This window comes from Microcoleus sp. B7-D4 (genome assembly GCF_036705125.1).
GTDB lineage: Bacteria > Cyanobacteriota > Cyanobacteriia > Cyanobacteriales > Microcoleaceae > Microcoleus.
In genome coordinates this window covers 9,595-25,428 of sequence record NZ_JAUBTT010000058.1, presented here as the reverse complement: position 1 = coordinate 25,428, position 15,834 = coordinate 9,595, and the positions used below count along the sequence as shown (strand labels likewise).

The 15,834-nt window shown below is 47.4% G+C and carries 17 protein-coding genes; 4 read left to right on the top strand and 13 right to left on the bottom strand.

Annotated features, from left to right (window positions below; translation table 11 throughout):
* Positions 1 to 14: 14 nt before the first annotated feature.
* A complete protein-coding gene (gene rpsF, locus QUB12_RS22695) occupies positions 15 to 350 on the bottom strand; it encodes a 30S ribosomal protein S6 (RefSeq protein ID WP_015176119.1) in 336 nt (111 codons plus the stop codon).
* Positions 351 to 365: 15 nt separating this feature from the next.
* On the opposite strand from rpsF, the gene QUB12_RS22690 reads away from it, so the two are divergent.
* Positions 366 to 1,283, top strand: coding sequence for a carbohydrate ABC transporter permease (locus QUB12_RS22690; protein ID WP_333300754.1), 918 nt, complete (start codon positions 366 to 368; stop codon positions 1,281 to 1,283).
* A 90-nt stretch (positions 1,284 to 1,373) separates the two neighbouring features.
* A complete protein-coding gene (locus QUB12_RS22685; protein WP_333143788.1) occupies positions 1,374 to 1,526 on the top strand; it encodes a hypothetical protein in 153 nt (50 codons plus the stop codon).
* 129 nt (positions 1,527 to 1,655) lie between these two features.
* Here the strand turns inward: QUB12_RS22685 and QUB12_RS22680 are convergent, their stop codons facing one another.
* The 8 genes from QUB12_RS22680 to glyA all read right to left on the bottom strand — a co-directional run bounded on the left by QUB12_RS22680 (position 1,656) and on the right by glyA (position 12,219).
* Complete coding sequence (locus QUB12_RS22680; RefSeq protein ID WP_333109541.1) at positions 1,656 to 4,211, bottom strand: HDIG domain-containing metalloprotein; 2,556 nt, start codon at positions 4,209 to 4,211, stop codon at positions 1,656 to 1,658.
* A 125-nt stretch (positions 4,212 to 4,336) separates the two neighbouring features.
* On the bottom strand, positions 4,337 to 5,485 hold the full coding sequence (locus QUB12_RS22675) for an ADP-ribosylglycohydrolase family protein (protein WP_333109543.1): 1,149 nt from the start codon (positions 5,483 to 5,485) through the stop codon (positions 4,337 to 4,339).
* A 110-nt stretch (positions 5,486 to 5,595) separates the two neighbouring features.
* On the bottom strand, positions 5,596 to 6,705 hold the full coding sequence (locus QUB12_RS22670) for a transposase (protein WP_333143789.1): 1,110 nt from the start codon (positions 6,703 to 6,705) through the stop codon (positions 5,596 to 5,598).
* A gap of 266 nt (positions 6,706 to 6,971) precedes the next feature.
* Positions 6,972 to 7,412, bottom strand: coding sequence for a type II 3-dehydroquinate dehydratase (aroQ, locus tag QUB12_RS22665; protein WP_138920973.1), 441 nt, complete (start codon positions 7,410 to 7,412; stop codon positions 6,972 to 6,974).
* Positions 7,413 to 7,524: 112 nt separating this feature from the next.
* Positions 7,525 to 7,662, bottom strand: a complete 138-nt coding sequence (locus QUB12_RS22660) for a hypothetical protein (protein ID WP_333081027.1) — start codon at positions 7,660 to 7,662, stop codon at positions 7,525 to 7,527.
* Positions 7,663 to 7,961: 299 nt separating this feature from the next.
* The gene (locus QUB12_RS22655; RefSeq protein ID WP_333143790.1) at positions 7,962 to 9,218 is read right to left on the bottom strand and encodes a competence/damage-inducible protein A; all 1,257 of its coding nucleotides are present in this window, start codon (positions 9,216 to 9,218) and stop codon (positions 7,962 to 7,964) included.
* 207 nt (positions 9,219 to 9,425) lie between these two features.
* Positions 9,426 to 10,481 (bottom strand): MraY family glycosyltransferase, encoded by a 1,056-nt coding sequence (locus QUB12_RS22650; RefSeq protein WP_333308465.1) that lies wholly within the window; start codon positions 10,479 to 10,481, stop codon positions 9,426 to 9,428.
* Between the two features lie 454 nt (positions 10,482 to 10,935).
* On the bottom strand, positions 10,936 to 12,219 hold the full coding sequence (gene glyA / locus QUB12_RS22645) for a serine hydroxymethyltransferase (RefSeq protein ID WP_333060851.1): 1,284 nt from the start codon (positions 12,217 to 12,219) through the stop codon (positions 10,936 to 10,938).
* Between the two features lie 168 nt (positions 12,220 to 12,387).
* On the opposite strand from glyA, the gene QUB12_RS22640 reads away from it, so the two are divergent.
* Both QUB12_RS22640 and QUB12_RS22635 read left to right on the top strand, forming a co-directional pair.
* Entirely contained in the window at positions 12,388 to 12,585 is a 198-nt protein-coding gene (locus tag QUB12_RS22640) for a hypothetical protein (protein WP_006631916.1), read from the top strand.
* Positions 12,586 to 12,816: 231 nt separating this feature from the next.
* Positions 12,817 to 13,290 carry a Tic20 family protein gene (locus tag QUB12_RS22635; RefSeq protein ID WP_333308463.1) on the top strand — a complete coding sequence of 158 codons (474 nt, stop codon included), beginning with the start codon at positions 12,817 to 12,819 and terminating at the stop codon, positions 13,288 to 13,290.
* Between the two features lie 212 nt (positions 13,291 to 13,502).
* Here the strand turns inward: QUB12_RS22635 and QUB12_RS22630 are convergent, their stop codons facing one another.
* The 4 genes from QUB12_RS22630 to QUB12_RS22615 form a co-directional block, all read right to left on the bottom strand.
* The gene (locus QUB12_RS22630; RefSeq protein WP_333282988.1) at positions 13,503 to 13,868 is read right to left on the bottom strand and encodes a hypothetical protein; all 366 of its coding nucleotides are present in this window, start codon (positions 13,866 to 13,868) and stop codon (positions 13,503 to 13,505) included.
* Complete coding sequence (locus QUB12_RS22625) at positions 13,843 to 14,196, bottom strand: DUF433 domain-containing protein (protein WP_333282991.1); 354 nt, start codon at positions 14,194 to 14,196, stop codon at positions 13,843 to 13,845. Before QUB12_RS22625 ends, QUB12_RS22630 begins: the two co-directional genes overlap by 26 nt.
* Before the next feature lie 122 nt (positions 14,197 to 14,318).
* A complete protein-coding gene (locus QUB12_RS22620) occupies positions 14,319 to 15,089 on the bottom strand; it encodes a fumarylacetoacetate hydrolase family protein (protein WP_333308462.1) in 771 nt (256 codons plus the stop codon).
* A 95-nt stretch (positions 15,090 to 15,184) separates the two neighbouring features.
* Positions 15,185 to 15,766 (bottom strand): 5-formyltetrahydrofolate cyclo-ligase, encoded by a 582-nt coding sequence (locus tag QUB12_RS22615; RefSeq protein ID WP_333308471.1) that lies wholly within the window; start codon positions 15,764 to 15,766, stop codon positions 15,185 to 15,187.
* Positions 15,767 to 15,834: the final 68 nt, after the last annotated feature.

The window sequence follows — 15,834 nt, the reverse complement described above, 5'->3', positions numbered from 1 at the left end:
TACTCACCGAACTCCTACTCGGCGACTTCAGCTTCCGCTTCCGCTTCAGGTGCATCTGGCACATCTTGCTTGATCGTCAAATAGCGAATCACTTCTTCGCTCAGACGCATCGCGCGTTCCAGGGTAAAAATTGCAGCGCCCGGAGCTGTATAGTTCATTTGAACGTATACTCCGTCCCGGTGCTTGCCGATTTCGTAAGCCAAACGGCGCTTGCCGCGGTGCTGAGTTTCGATGTTTTCAGCACCTTGATCGCGCAAAATAGTTTGATATTTAGCGATCGCCTGGTCTGTCATTTCCTCACCCAAATCAGGGCGCAGAATGTACATAGTTTCGTAAATAAACGGTTTCATGGCAATAATCCCCTTATGGACAACAAGGCTTCTCACGAAGCAAGGACTTATTATCATATCCCAACCATGAACAATCTCAAAACTAAAAAACCAAATTCCCCAAACCACACTCCCTCACCGTGGAGCACCCTGTGGACGTACAGCATCATGAGCGCGATCGCACTTTTAATGCTGTTTCCCTTGCTGTGGCTGCTCAGTACCTCCCTCAAATCCCCCAACGAAAACATCTTTCAATTTCCCCCGCAACTGTGGCCGCAACAGCCAACCCTCGAAAACTTCATCAAAGTTTGGCAAACAAACCCCTTCGGCCGCTACCTATTCAACAGCACCCTAATAGCCGGCCTCACAGTTAGCATCAACGTCCTCTTTTGTGCCCTCGCCGCTTACCCCTTAGCCAGACTCAAATTTCGCGGCCGCGAAGCCATCTTAATCACGATCGTTTCCACAATCATGATTCCCTTCCAAATAGTCATGATTCCCCTATACATATTGACTGTACAACTCGGACTAAAAAATAGTTATTTAGGCGTAATCTTTCCCGGACTAGCCTCAGCCTTCGGCATATTTTTATTACGACAAGCATTTCTAGCAGTTCCCAAAGAACTAGAAGAAGCCGCCCGCATCGACGGCTGCAGCGAATTAGGCATTTGGTGGCACGTCATGATTCCGGCAATTAAGCCAGCTTTAGTTACCCTAGGAATTTTCGTATTTATCGGTTCTTGGAGCGACTTTCTGTGGCCACTGCTAGTTTTAGACAGACCGGAATATTACACTTTACCTTTAGGGGTAGCCAATTTAGCAGGGACATTTTCTTTAGATTGGCGTTTAGTTGCGGCGGGTTCTATTATTTCTATTGTTCCAGTTTTAGGACTATTTTTGCTCTTGCAAAAATACATTGTGCCAACAGAAACTGCTGCGGGAGTCAAAGGATAGAATCAACACAAAAAATCGGCGTTTATCCGCGTTCATCTGCGGTTAAAAATTAAAATCTTTTGAACTCACAACTCACAAAATTTATTTTTTATGTACGAACTGCAAGACATCCGCTGGATTATCGATCGCGCTGCGGTCGTAGATACGATCGTAGCATTTGCAAATGCGATCGATGCCCCAGACTGGCAAAAATTGCGATCGCACCTAGCCGGCGAAAGAGATATCGACTCTTCGGAATTTTGAGGAATCAAACCACCTGTGGTAATTGTCAGCGACAATGCTGAAGTGCATGGCTATTCGCGGGGCAAATCGCAATGAAATCTCATTCACAACTGAAATGCGAGCTGATTTTCCCTAACTAAAAATTTCCTCCTACCTTGGAGTAAAAACTGCACTAGGGTAAGCAATCCGCTTGTGATTGAACTGTTCCCAAACCCGCACAAAAATCTCCGCAATTAGAGACATATCCTCCCGCGTTAAACCCGAATCAATCAACTGATTATCCTGCCAGCGAGCCCTCAAAATCCGATTAACCATATTCAACGCCTCTTCATGAGTAGCATCCTTGAGCGATCGCAAAGCAGCCTCGCAAGAATCCGCCAGCATCAGAATTCCCGTTTCGCGCGACTGCGGAATCGGCCCGTCATAGCGAAAATCCTCCTCCCTCACTTGGCGACTTGCGATTGTTAACTTTGAATTATCCGCATCTGGCAAAGCAATCTTTAAATCTTCTATTTCTTTTGCAGCAATTTGCTGCGCTTGGTGGTAGAAATAAGCAATTAACATTGTACCTTGGTGTTCGGGAATAAACGCCTGAATTGCCTTCGGCAATCGATGCTTCCGCGCCATCACCAAACCCTCGGTAACGTGCTTTTTAATAATCTCCGCGCTCGCCCAAGGGTCATTAATTTCATCGTGTTTGTTGCCCCCACCCATTTGATTTTCACAAAATCCGAGCGGGTCGTGCATTTTTCCAATATCGTGGTATAATGTCCCAGTCCTGACCAGCTCAACATTGCAGCCGAGTTCCCGGGCGGCAGCCTCCGCCAAACTCGCCACAAACAGCGTGTGCTGAAAAGTCCCCGGAGCCTCGGCGGCCAATTTCTTCAACAGCGGGCGGTTGGGATTGGCAAGTTCCGCCAGCCGAATCGGCGTAATCAAGTCAAAAACGTGTTCCAAATAAGGGCTGATGCCGATCGCCACAACGCTCCAAGCCAAACCCGCCAAACTTTGCGCGCCCACCGTACCCAGTACGACGTACCAAATAGCACCGGCTGCCGCGCTGGCAATCAAAGTCCCCACGAGATAAACCGTGCCCAGAGTCAAGCCGACAGCCACACCCAAAAGAGCCAATTCCTCGCGCGATCGCAGCCGCCCGGCCATAAAAGCGCCCAGCAATCCCCCCGCCCCGCTAGCCACCAAATGAATCAAGTCCACATTTAAGCCAACGGGCAGCAGCGCCGACAGCAGCCCCACCACAGTCACTCCCACCGCCGAACCGTAGAAGCCACCCGCTAAAATCCCGATCGCGGGCAAACTCGTCCAAGGCAGGCCCAAACTCACCAGCACCGGCGCGCTCAAAGTCAGCAGCAGCAATAGCAAATGATCTCTCCGGCGCAACCGGTAGTGCCTTTCCACCAGCAGTACGATCGCAATTGCCCCCGCGACTAAACAAACAAAACCCGTCAGCCCCAGCCAATTCACCCCCCGCCGGCTCAAACCAAAATAGTCGAGCAACACGAAATCTTCCTGCGAGATATCTTGTCCTTGTGCAACAATTATCTCGCCCTGATCTACTGCGATCATCACCGGTTTCACCTTTTGGGCTGCTAATTCAGCTAGCTGTTTGGTTTCCTCGGGATCTCTCACCAGATTTGGCTGCAAAATCGCTGTTAAACCCTCAACCGCCAAAGCTTGGGACTCTAACGGCACTTCATCTGCCACTTGCAGCTTCACAGCTTCTTTCAAAATCTCTTTTGGCAAGCCCTGCGGGATACCTTGAGCCACCATCCTTTTTGCCGCCCGACTCATACCGGTTTGGGTTTTCTGCCACACTGCCTCCGACAAACCAAACAGCGAAGTATCGTATATCTGGGGTAGCCCGGAAACCGACGGTTTTTCCAGCGCCTCCACAGCATTGAGATAGCGTTGGCGAGCCGAGGAAATACTGTCTGTCAGGCTTTGAAAGTCTGCTGCCGGGAGCGATCGGCTGTAAGCTTGCAGTTGAGCGATAGCCTCCTGCCGAGACTGGTTCTCCGTCTGCCCAGCAACTGCGGGGGAATCCAAGCTCAACCGCTCGGAAGTTGCACTTTTGTCCCCCGCTTGCGCCAAAATCCAGCGCCACTCCCACTCAGGACAGCCCCGCAAGTAAACCTGAACAGCAAGTGAGAGGGCCGAGGGACTCGCAAACGGAAACGGGCCTACCGCCTCCCGCAGCTCGCTTCCCTGCTGCAAAAATTGTTGCAATTCTTGATAAATTTGTCGATCGACCGCAGAATCCAGCATTAATATCGCTACAGCCCCGATCCGCGCTGCTTTCCGCTGTTCTTCAGTAGTTTTGTAATCGGGGATGCTAGCAGTAGCAGGAGCCTTAATCGTCTGAGGAGCTTTCGTCCCCACATCCAGTTTCGGCTGGTTGTAGAAGCGGTGGCCCAGAGTGCTGCTTAGGGAAACTACCGCTACCAGCGCCAACATAGGGGAACGAGCTTGATTTTTGAGGCTGGATTTGGAGGTTTTACTTGTAAATCTAGTAGTAAAAGTCTCGGGAAGAAGCCATTTCGGGCGCGACAAACGGCTCAGGAGAGGCCCGCCAGCGCGCTCGGTATCTGCTTTGCTGCAGCCATTTTGCACTTTAGCAATGTGTTGGCGCAGTGAGCGCGCAGCCCCTAGCTGCTCAATCTGCCGCATCAATGAGGAGAGCGTATTCATTTGTGTCGAAGATATATCACTGTTATCCAGCAGCTTTGTCAGAATTTCTGACTATGCATCTTGATTGATTTTATCCGAACTACCCTGGCTGAATCTTCAGCCCTTACCAGTAAAAGCTCCAACCTTTATATTTTACGAGGTCTAATGACATAAGGTGCAGCCACCGATCGGGCTAGCGCTGCGGAATCGAGTCCGGCATCGGGGCTGTAAACTCCTGCCCAAACAGCAAACAGGTTATTTGCTAACTCTACAATTTTTACATCGCTGCCAGTTCCCCAGAGCGAAGGTTCTCGGCCGTCGGCTAGCTGCAGCGAATTAACCTCAGCCGAAGATACCTGTCGCCATTCTACAGGAATCGCAGCAACGCCGTTATAGGCTCCAGACAAAGCTCCTGTCAAAGCACAGGTTATTTGTCCGGCTATACCACAGCGGGCTGCCCGCACCACTGACAAGCGCAAGTCTTCTGGGGTGTTCAAAAAGCAGTAGAAAGCTAAGGCAATGGGAATGAAATTTCCTGGATTGACAATTGACTCGGTTTGTAATTTTTTCTCACCTTCGCCCTGTCTTTCTCGCAAAGCTGTGGCGCTTTTGCACAGATGAGTGGCGGCTGTTTCTAAATCGGCTCCCTTTTCTAGTAGTATTTGCACTTGCAGCAGCAGCTCTGTTAAGGCATTCTCTGTTTTCAGGTAGGCAAGTGTTTGCTCGATCGCTGTCGCGGGGTCAAGTCTTTCTTTGAGAGCTCGGGCGATCGTATATGCTACTGCTAAAATTGCTGTTTCCCATTCTGGCTGGTTTTCGTTGTGCCAAACCTCTATCGCCAGCATGATTTTTTCTCGCAGCTTGGCTTTATTTTCGTGAAAAAACATCGCGGATGGCAGCGCAGCAATTGCAGCTTCACCAGGGTTAAGCAGGGTTTGAAACTCACTGTTGCGGGGATGATAGATTTCCGACTTGGCAAATGCTTCCCAAGTATCGCGCCAATCTTTTAAATCTAAACCCCTACACCGAATTAAACTTTGAACACACGCTACCGCAAGTCTCCCGGATGCGGATGAGTCTTTGCCACTTGGGATTTTACTGTTGACAGAATTCAACACCAATGTTGCCCCTCTTAGGGTCAATTGTTGGTGTTTCGTCAGTTGTAAAATCGGCTGCAAGTCTTCTGTTTGGGGGGGAATACCCACGAGTTGCCTCTGGTATTGCAGGCCTAGAGAGTCTCCTAAAACTGCCCCCAGGATGGTTCCTTGAAACTTGCTCAACAGGGAATGCCGCATTTGAATTTAACTCAAGTTGTTATTGACATACTCCCCGGCTTAAAAGCGCGGGGATTCTTAACACTTCATTGACCGATACTACCGAAGTAGTTTTACGAGCGTCTCCATGTTCATTTAGAGTCGTGGCAATGCCCTATCCCGACTTTATTTATATTTTTGGCGGCGTTCTCATCTCTGTCTTGGTTAGTACCGCAATTGAGGCAGAGTATATAACGCACAGAGAGGTCTATTTTCCCCCACTTAAACCCGCAATCTGAGCAAACTTGGCTGGTAGGTTCCCAGCGACTAATTACTTTGAACTCTCTGCCATACTTCCCACATTTTCCCTCGCACAAAGCCCTAAACTCACCCCAACCTTGCTGACTAATTGCCCTTGATAGCTTCCTATTTTTTACCATTCCTGCTACATTCAAATCTTCTAAAATGACAAGTTGATTATCCTTAGCCAAGTTAGTTGATAGTTTGTGCAAAAAATCTTTTCTAGTGTCAGCAATTCGGTTGTGCAGTCTAGCTATTTGCAGTCGGGTTTTATTCCGCCGTTTAGAGTCGAGTTTTTGACGGGAAAGTTTACGCTGTAATCTGCGAATTTTGCGATCTAACACTTTGTAGTCAGGGCTTACAGCTTTAGTCCCGTCACTCATTACAGCGAAGGTTTTAATGCCCAAATCAATGCCGACGCTGTGGTTCTTAGCTTCGACTTCTTCGGGATCATCCTCTACTACAAAGCTGATGAAATACCGATCTGCACAATCCTTGATTATAGTTAAAGAGCTTGGATGGTCTGGCAATTCCCTAGACCAAATCAGCTTAACTCTGCCAATCTTTGCAAGGTAAACATAATCATCCCTCAACGAAAAACCGTTTTTGGTTAGTTTGGCGGATTGGCTGTTTGTCTTTTTTTTGAACTTTGGATAGCCGACTTTTTTTCCGTTACGTTTTCCTTTACAAGAATCCAAGAAATTCTTAAAAGCTGTTTCCAAATCAGAGACAGATTGTTGGAGGCAAATCGCCGACACTTCTCCCAACCATGCTCTCTCCTCAGTCTTTTTTGCCTGAGTTATTACAATTTTTTGCAGGTCTGCACAGCTAGGTTTTTTGGCAGAGTTTTTGCAAATTCTTAGGGCATCATTCCAGACTACTCTAGTACAACCAAACAATTTAGCTAAGCTAATTTTTTGTTCCGTACTAGGAGAAAATCTGTATCGATACCGCGCTTTCATGCCTCTCTCTCCTGTGTTATTCTTATTATACTATACCACAACATCTGAGAAAATTAGGACAATTAAGAAATTAAAACCGTCCTATAAGGACGGGGCTTTAAACCCCGTTCTTTGGTAATTGGTAATTGGTAATTGGTAATTTAGAGTTCTTCCTGGTTTGCTTCTTTGCCTAACTCTTGTGATTAATTTGAATTCAACCCAAACATATAAGGGCTGGTTTTCCATCTAAAACCTGCCCTCATCCGATCGCTACAATCGGTAAATTTTTAATTTTTAATCAAGTAACTAACTAGAGCTTGCAACCCCAGCCGATAACTTTCTGAGCCAAAACCGCTGATTTGCCCGATCGCCACCGCTGCGATAAACGAGTGATGCCGAAAAGCTTCCCGCCGGTAAATATTGCTCAGATGAACTTCTACCGCAGGGATATTCACCGCGGCGATCGCGTCTCTAATTGCCACACTCGTATGAGTATAAGCTCCAGCATTAATCAATAAGCCTTGGTGCTGCCCTAACATCGAGTGAATTGCATCCACCAACACCCCTTCATGATTCGACTGCTGAATTGAGACTTGCACCTGGAGGGCTTGCGCTTCTCGTTCTAGCAACTTGTTGATATCATTTAAAGTCGCAGAACCATAAACTCCAGGTTCTCGCTGACCCAATAGATTCAGATTAGGGCCGTGAAGTACCAGGATATTTAACAATTTTAAAATTTCCAGCGCAACAAAAATTATGAGAGTTTTGACATGGGATTTAGAACCCGTCTGCCACCTCAAACCTCAAACCTTAAACCTCAAACTTCTAATGCAGTCCCGACTACCTGCGATTCCTCGGTTGGTTGACAGGAATACGAATCGGTTCGAGTTCCGGTTCAGGATCGGGACTCAGCAGTCCTTCTATCAGCTTGCGAACCCATTCTTTAATTTCTTCCAGCACCTTTTCAATGTCTTCCATTGAACGGATAGCTCCTTTTTTTATAGTCTAGATTGCTAAACCGACGGCTAAATATCTGAAAATAAGCAAGCACGACCTTCAAACCAAAGGTCAAACTTGCTTTCTCGCTTGCTGGATATTTTGAGCAATGGAGAGAGTCAGTATATTGGCCAATCAGTCCTATCTTATTATCATAACGAATCTTTACAGATAATCAAGAGGCAAAAGGAAAATTGCCGAATTATATCGGAGTAGAGAGTGTTAAATAAAACTTAAGCTTACGGTTAACTGTTGACAATTGACCAATCGTAGGATTTTTTCTACGCTTTTGCCAACAATAATTTACGCCGGAGTCGATCGAGCGCCGTACAGCTACTCAGATTCCGAATCCACTCGCGGCCTCTGGCATCCCCAAAGCGGTATTCAAAACTTTCTACGTCACCGTCGGGCCCCACTAAACCGACATAAACCAGTCCGACAGGTTTAGCATCTGTGCCGCCTCCTGGCCCGGCGACGCCTGTAATGCTCAACCCCCAATCGGTATTGAGGCTGGCGCGAACTCCCGCAGCCATTTGTTTTGCCACTTGGTGGCTGACTGCGCCAAATTCGGCTAAATCTTGCGGATTAACACCTAATAATCCTTCCTTAACCCGATTGTCGTAAGAAATAATCCCGCCTAAAAAGTAGCTCGAACTGCCGGGAACACCAGTCAGCATCGCCCCCAATCCTCCTCCGGTGCAGGATTCAGCCACGCTAAGAGTTTGTCCCGCATCGAGCAACAATTGGCCGACAGTGGAAGCGAGGGTATCGCTATCAGCACCGTAACAGTCCGAGCCGGCAATTTGCCGCAATTGTTGTTCGATCGGCTCAATCAAGTTTTTCGCCGCCACGGAGGACTCCGCGCGGGCCGAAATCCGCAGTTTGACTTCGCCGTGATTGGCGTAGGGAGCCACAGTAGGATTAGTTAAATTCAGAAAACTATCTACTTTTTCCGCCAATGCCGACTCAGCAATCCCCCAAAATTTCAATGTGCGGCTGTAAATAGTTTCGCTGCACCAGCCGTTATTTTGCAGGTAAGGAACGGCGGTTTCTTGCCACATCAAGTGCATTTCCGCCGGTACGCCGGGAAATGTCATTACTGTCACGTCAGAAACCGGCTGCCAAATAATGCCCGGTGCAGAACCGCTGCGGTTCGGCAGAATGTCCGCAGTTTCTGGAATTAAAGCTTGTTTGCGATTGCTGGGACTCATGGTGCGTCCCCGCTGGGCATATTTGTATTCGATATCTGCAATAATTTCCGGCTTTTCGATGAGGGGAACCCCAAAAAAATCGGCGATCGTTTCGACTGTGAGGTCGTCTGGTGTGGGGCCCAGGCCTCCGGTGAAAAGCAAAAGCTGCGATCGACTGACGGCGATTTCTAACACTTGTTTGATACGTTCTGGATTGTCCCCCACAACTATTTGATAGTAGTGAGGGATTCCCAGACTCGCTAATTCTTTGGCTAAAAACTGGGCATTGCTATTAAGAATATCGCCTAACAGCAATTCAGTGCCAACACAAATAATTTCAGCAACCATTCAATTTTAGATTTTAGATTTGGGATTTTGGATTGGGGAATTGGGCATTGGGCATTGGGCATGGGGCATTGGGAATTGGGCATTGGGCATTGGGCAGTGGAAATTGGTCATTAGTGATTAGTGATTCTTACTAATAACAACTGTCAACTGACAACTGTCAACTGTCAACTGTCAACTGTCAACTGTCAACTGTCAACTGTCAACTGACTATCGAGCGTGTCTCCAAACTTTCCAGCTAGCATATCCCAGCAAACTTGTTGCACCCATAGCGTAAATTACGCCGCTGGGAAGCGAAAAAGCTAGGGCTAAACTTCCCACCCACAGTGTCAGTGAGTAAATAAATAAAACCGCAAATCGATGGGACAGTCCGGCTTCTAGAAGTCGGTGGTGGAGATGGCGCTTGTCAGCAATAAACGGTGACTTGCCGTTGCGAAGTCGATCGAGAATCACCGCCGACATATCTAAAATCGGTACAGCTAAAATTAAATATGGCAGCAACACAGAAGTAACAGCCGTAGTTTTAACTAACCCAATTACTCCCACTCCAGCGAGAGTAAACCCGATAAAATAAGCCCCGCCATCTCCCATAAAGATTTGAGCCGGATTGAAGTTGTAGCGCAGAAATCCCAATGTCCCGCCAGCTAAAGCCGCTGCAATCAGGGCCGCCGCCGGTTGGTGCATCGCCAGACTAACAATCAGCATCACAACTGCTGCAATCCCTGAAACTCCTGCCGCTAAACCGTCTAAACCATCAATCCAGTTGATGGCGTTGGCCATGCCTACGAGCCAAATCACGGTAATTGGCAAGCTCAGCCAGCCAATATTAGTAAGTCCCAAGGAGGGAACTGTCAGAAACTCAATTTGTACGCCCGCGTACCAAACGATGCTGGATACGCCAATTTGCATGAGCAAGCGTTTTAAGGCCGAGAGCGAAAATAGGTCGTCTGCTAAACCGATGAGGAAGAATCCGATGCCGCCGAGGGTGACTCCCCAAATTTCGTATTCGTCTTTGGGATTGAGAACTTGTCCGTTAGCATCGATGAAGCCTCCTGAGAGCCAGACAAATAAGAGGGCAGTGATAGTGCCGAGAAAGATGGAAACTCCTCCCAAGCGCACCATAGGGCGCTTGTGGACTTTTCGCTCGCCTGGCCGATCGACTCGCCCGCTTTTGAGACCAATTTTTTTGACTATTGGCGTACTCCAGAGGACGACGATCGCAGAAACCAGGAAAGCGAGTATGTGGTACAGATACTGGTACGGCATCTGAAATTAATTTTAAATAGTGCGGGGCAATTAGGCTGTCAGGCAGAGTCTACTACATTTCAGATGGCTTATAACAAGGAAACATCTTGAAGAGCGACTGGGGGTTTGGGAGTCGGAGATTTGCCGCAATGGCAGTTGCCTTGGGGCGAATTGTCAGGTTGTTCATTTCTAACTCTCGAATTAACGATTTGAAATATCGACTTTTTCGCGAGCAAAAAAGTCGATATTTGGCGAGCGGGCCCAGTTGAGCGGTATCTTTCGCAACCGACAAATACCGTTAGTCAAACCAGCCCCGCCGGACAAATATCTTTACTAAAAACCGTATTGGCGATCGATATTTTTGGTGAAAACCGCTTGTCAATATCGCTACCGGCAACTCTCAATCTTTTCCTGCTCTTTTACCCTTTTACCCGTACACTTCCAACTACCAATTTCCCATTGCCGATCAGGAAAATTAAGCTAATGCCGGCACTTTCAAGTACAAGTGGGGATATAACGGGAAGCGATCGCACAGTGCTGCTACTCGACGCAGGCAGTCTGCTGCGACGCTTTCATCATCTGGATTTAGCAGGCGATCGGCAATAATATTGCCAATCTCGGTAAATTCTGCTGTTCCCATTCCCCTGGTGGTCATCGCCGGCGAACCGAGTCTCAAACCGCTGGTGACAAAGGGCGATGCCGGATCGAAAGGCACGGTATTTTTATTAGCAGTAATATTCACACCGCTGACTAATTGGTCGGCTTGTTTGCCTGTCATGTTTACCGATCGCAAATCAACTAGCATTAAGTGATTGTCCGTGCCGCCGGAAACGAGTTTTAAACCCCGCTGCTGCAACTGTGCCGCTAAAGCGCGCGCATTTTCAATTACTTGACCGGAATAAGTTTTAAATTCAGGCTTTAATGCTTCGCCGAAAGCTACTGCTTTGCCCGCAATGACGTGTTCTAAGGGCCCACCTTGAGTGCCGGGGAAAACTGCTTTGTCAAACTTTTTACCTAATTCCGGGTCATTAGTCATAATCAAGCCACCACGGGGGCCGCGCAGAGTTTTGTGAGTGGTGGTGGTGACTGCGTGACAGTGGGGGAGGGGGTTGGGGTGGTGCCCTGTGGCGACTAACCCGGCGATGTGGGCGATGTCGGCGAGCAAGTAGGCTCCGATTTCGTCGGCGATCGCTCTAAACTTCTCAAAGTCGATAATTCGCGAATATGCTGAATAGCCACAAATTAGCAATTTCGGTCGGTTTTCTTTGGCCAGTGCCAAAATTTCGTCATAGTCGAGCTGTTCTGTTTCTTGGCTGACGCCGTAGTGAAAAGCTTTGAACCACTTGCCGGATACGTTGACGGGCGAACCGTGGGTCAAGTGTCCGCCGTGGGACAAATCCATGCCCATTATTCCGTCTCCGGGTTCCAGCAAGCTCAAAAATACTGCAAAGTTGGCTTGAGCGCCGGAGTGGGGCTGGACGTTGGCGTGAGCGGCTCCAAATAGCTGTTTGGCGCGATCGATCGCAATTTGCTCGATGCCGTCAATAAATTCGCAGCCGCCGTAGTAGCGTTTCGCTGGCAGTCCTTCGGCGTATTTATTGGTCAGCACTGAGCCTTGAGCTGCCATTACCGCTGCGGAGGTAAAGTTTTCGCTGGCGATGAGTTCTAGGTGGTCTCGCTGCCGCTGGAGCTCTTGCCCGATTAAATCGGCAATCAGCGGATCGGTTTTGGAAAGGAATTCTAAGTTAGTGTCCGTCACAATAATCAACCTCTTGACTGTTTTGGGATTGGGAATTGGGGATCTTATACCGTACTACGGATTTCGCCCCATTGATATAAATATTACGTTGTGTTCAGGTTAAGCCGTTTGTCCCCAACTCCTGACATACAATGAAATTACTGGTGTGAAACCTGCCGGAGGTATCAAATGTTAGTCATTTTAATGGAAAATCAGATGCTTGCCCCTCAGTGTGTTTGCCAAAGTTGTTTGCTGGCCGATCGCACTGGCCAACCGCGCTGGAGTGGTGGAGAGCTTCGCTGTGGACATCCAGTTGCTAAACCTACGGAAAATTTGCCCGATCGGTACGAGTGTCAAATGGGCTTCGTCATTGCCAATATTAAATAATCATCGGTCAAATAGGGCATGGGGCATGGGGCATGGGCCAAATAGGGCATGGGCCAAATAGGGCATGGTGACTATTAACGCGACTCGATCTAAGTTGCCATGCATCTGGTACTTGAGGCTGCTATCCGCCCACCCATGAGCAAATTCCGGGCGGGTCGGAACTGAGCCTGCTGCGTTATGCTGATTTTAATAGGAATTAATAGTTCACCGATCGACTCAGGAGAGTTCATTATGACTTGGCGCGGATCTACAACTGTTCCAGACCGAATTTTTGCTTCTTTGCCTTATTTGCTCCCGCTGGTTGACGGGCTTGTCTTTGGCAGGTTTCTGTTTACACAGTTTCCTGTCCTGCAACTGTTGTTGATACCGCTAGCTCCTTTGATGCAAATTTATAGTTTGCCCTTTGCTAGCTTGATTATCTTCTTTGCTCTGTATTTAGGAGTAGTTAGAAACGAAAACATCAGTCACTTCATTCGTTTTAATGCGATGCAAGCGATTCTTTTAGACATTGTTTTGATGCTGTGTGGTCTGGTTTTGCCGATTTTTTCTAACGGCTTACAAGTCGCATTTATTGCGGAAACTCTGTATAACATGGTGTTTTTGGGCGCTTTTGCTGCATTTGTCTATGCCGTCGTGCAGTCGCTTTTGGGACGCTATGCAGAGATTCCTCCGCTTTCGGATGCTGTTTATATGCAGGTTCGTTAGTCAGTTGGCAGTTGGCAGTTGACTGTTGTTAGTTGTTATCCCTATGATTGTCAAAATGAGGTGAAATCTCGATATTGCGTTAACTGTATCCTCGCAAAATCGTTCATTTTTCCGATCGGGAAAATCATAGGGTTTATACCAAATCCTGCTTGCATCTCCAATTTATTTCTCTTCCACATTCTTCCTTCTACTTATCAATGAGACCAAATTATTCAAACAATCTCTCGCAGATGAACTATTTGATCTTGATATTCATCATTAAAAGATGCCTCAGCAATAAAAATTAATTGCCGAATATTTTGTCCAATACTCAACTTGGAATTGAGGATAAAAATGCCCGGAATATGATGACCTTCAGCCAAATGGTCAGTCAAATGCACGGGCATGGATTTACGATTATTCGTCACCAATATAAAGTTATATTCCTCACACCATTTAATAATTTCTGGATCTAAAGTTCCCAGACTCGGAGCTTCGGGTTCGCCTACACACCAAATTATCAAATTTGGATTGCGTGTAAGGATTTCAGCTTTATAGGTAGGATCTACATTTTCATCCAACAGATAATTGAGACTCATTGATGATTTGTTGGAATTTTTTTTCCGAGCTCAGTTTTTGCAGTCTAACAATACCAAGTGGAGGGTTAAGTTCTTGTGCTTTAAGTTGCTGATGGCTCCACTCCAACCAATCAGCAATGTAGTTACTAACGGCTTCTTTATTGTGCAGATAGTAAAGGATAGTAGCATAAACTTGTTCCAAGTTAAGAGATGGATAAGTTTGAGCAATTTGTTCAGGAGTGCGCGCGCGATGAATGAAATCATATAGAACAGTTTCAATGCCGATTCGCGTCCCTTTGACCCGAATATCATCTGGCCGCTGAAAGTCAAAATAGTCTTCGAGTTGCATGGGCGAATGATCCTATTTCAAAGTTGGTGAAAATTGACGGGCTAATTGATATTATACAGCAGATTCCAAGCCTTCCCCGTAGGGACAAAGGCTTTCGCCGTGTCCTCACAAATAACCCATAACTAATGAGTGACAGTATTTTCAAGACTGCCGATGCCTTCAATTTCGATGCGGACTCGATCGCCTATTTGTAGTGGCCCTACTCCTTGCGGCGTTCCCGTCAGTATCACATCGCCGGGAACAAGGGTCATTACTTGACTGATGTAGGAGACGAGAAAGTCTGGCGAAAATACCATGCGATCGATCTGGGATGACTGTACCGGTTGCTCGCTATCATTGACAAAAGTCTGCAATTGTGCAGCAGGACTCAATTCGCGGACAATCCAAGGCCCCAAGGGACAAAATGTATCGAAGCCTTTGGCCCTGGCCCACTGGTTGTCCCGCTTTTGCAAATCTCTGGCTGTTACGTCGTTGGCGATGGTATAGCCCCAAATTTTGCCGTGTGCTTGTTCGGGAGTGCAGTTGGTACAATGTTCGCCAATTACCAGGGCCAATTCTCCCTCGTAGTCTACCCTTTCCGACTGCTGCGGATAGCGAATAGCTCCACCAGCATGGATGACAGCACTTGGAGGCTTGAAAAACAGCAGGGGTTCTTCCGGTACTGGGGTTCCCATCTCGGCGGCGTGATCGACATAATTTTTGCCGACGGCTACAATTTTTGAGGGAGAGCACGGGGCGAGAATTTGGTAAGTATCTGGTGAAAGTTCCAAATCGGTTGGTTGTCCTTGTAACCAGGGCGGTGCATCAAATACTTGAACGCTGTGGCTTAGTTGCAGTAAACCGTAATGGATGTGTCCTTGTGTTGTTTTAACTCGAACGTAGCGCTGGGCCATACTATTTTAGATTTTAGATTTTAGATTCTAGATTCTAGATTCTAGATTAAGAGGATATAGGCATAATTGCGGAAAATTAATTTGTTTATGCCCGTTTAAGATTTTCGCTGTGCAATTTTGCAACCGCTTTCTGTACAAATGCCGTGCAGCGGTAGATCCCAGGAGTCAACTGGTAGTTGGGCGAGCAAGGCAAATTCAAAGATAATGCCGATCGTAACTTTTGATTCCCACTCAGCTAAACTGAGCATTCTGTCGTAATAGCCGCCGCCGTAGCCCAAGCGATAGCCGCGAACATCGCAACCTACTGCGGGTACGAGCATTAAATCTACTTCTGAGTGGTCTATTTTAGGAGCATCTGGCAGGGGTTCGAGTATGCCATAAGCTCCAGTATGTAAAGCATCTCCGGGCTGCCAGATGTGCCAGGATAGCTCTTTGCCGACACAGCGGGGAAATCCCCATTTGCGGGGAGTTACAAATAGGGGACTTAAATCTGGTTCTTGGCGACAACTGAAGTAGGCGAGGATTGTTTTTGCTTGGGTGAATAGGGGCGAGTTTTGGAGATGATTGCAGATGCGATCGCTCTTTTGTCTCCATTCTTGTGCTGATAGGGATTTGCGGGTGTTGAGGAGCGATTTTCTTAATTCTGTTTTAGTTAATGAAGGTTGAGGAGTATTCATATTTGCGATCGAATTTCTCGTTTGACTTCCAGTCCGACAGGGGTTGAAAACCCCTGTCTCATAGCGAA

Excerpts from the sequence above, each read along its gene's own strand:
- rpsF (WP_015176119.1), bottom strand. The coding sequence starts at position 350 with ATGAAACCGTTTATTTACGAAACTATGTACATTCTGCGCCCTGATTTG.
- QUB12_RS22690 (WP_333300754.1), top strand. The coding sequence starts at position 366 with ATGGACAACAAGGCTTCTCACGAAGCAAGGACTTATTATCATATCCCA.
- QUB12_RS22685 (WP_333143788.1), top strand. The coding sequence starts at position 1,374 with ATGTACGAACTGCAAGACATCCGCTGGATTATCGATCGCGCTGCGGTC.
- QUB12_RS22680 (WP_333109541.1), bottom strand. The coding sequence starts at position 4,211 with ATGAATACGCTCTCCTCATTGATGCGGCAGATTGAGCAGCTAGGGGCT.
- QUB12_RS22675 (WP_333109543.1), bottom strand. The coding sequence starts at position 5,485 with ATGCGGCATTCCCTGTTGAGCAAGTTTCAAGGAACCATCCTGGGGGCA.
- QUB12_RS22670 (WP_333143789.1), bottom strand. The coding sequence starts at position 6,705 with ATGAAAGCGCGGTATCGATACAGATTTTCTCCTAGTACGGAACAAAAA.
- QUB12_RS22660 (WP_333081027.1), bottom strand. The coding sequence starts at position 7,662 with ATGGAAGACATTGAAAAGGTGCTGGAAGAAATTAAAGAATGGGTTCGC.
- QUB12_RS22655 (WP_333143790.1), bottom strand. The coding sequence starts at position 9,218 with ATGGTTGCTGAAATTATTTGTGTTGGCACTGAATTGCTGTTAGGCGAT.
- QUB12_RS22650 (WP_333308465.1), bottom strand. The coding sequence starts at position 10,481 with ATGCCGTACCAGTATCTGTACCACATACTCGCTTTCCTGGTTTCTGCG.
- QUB12_RS22640 (WP_006631916.1), top strand. The coding sequence starts at position 12,388 with ATGTTAGTCATTTTAATGGAAAATCAGATGCTTGCCCCTCAGTGTGTT.
- QUB12_RS22635 (WP_333308463.1), top strand. The coding sequence starts at position 12,817 with ATGACTTGGCGCGGATCTACAACTGTTCCAGACCGAATTTTTGCTTCT.
- QUB12_RS22630 (WP_333282988.1), bottom strand. The coding sequence starts at position 13,868 with ATGAGTCTCAATTATCTGTTGGATGAAAATGTAGATCCTACCTATAAA.
- QUB12_RS22625 (WP_333282991.1), bottom strand. The coding sequence starts at position 14,196 with ATGCAACTCGAAGACTATTTTGACTTTCAGCGGCCAGATGATATTCGG.
- QUB12_RS22620 (WP_333308462.1), bottom strand. The coding sequence starts at position 15,089 with ATGGCCCAGCGCTACGTTCGAGTTAAAACAACACAAGGACACATCCAT.
- QUB12_RS22615 (WP_333308471.1), bottom strand. The coding sequence starts at position 15,766 with ATGAATACTCCTCAACCTTCATTAACTAAAACAGAATTAAGAAAATCG.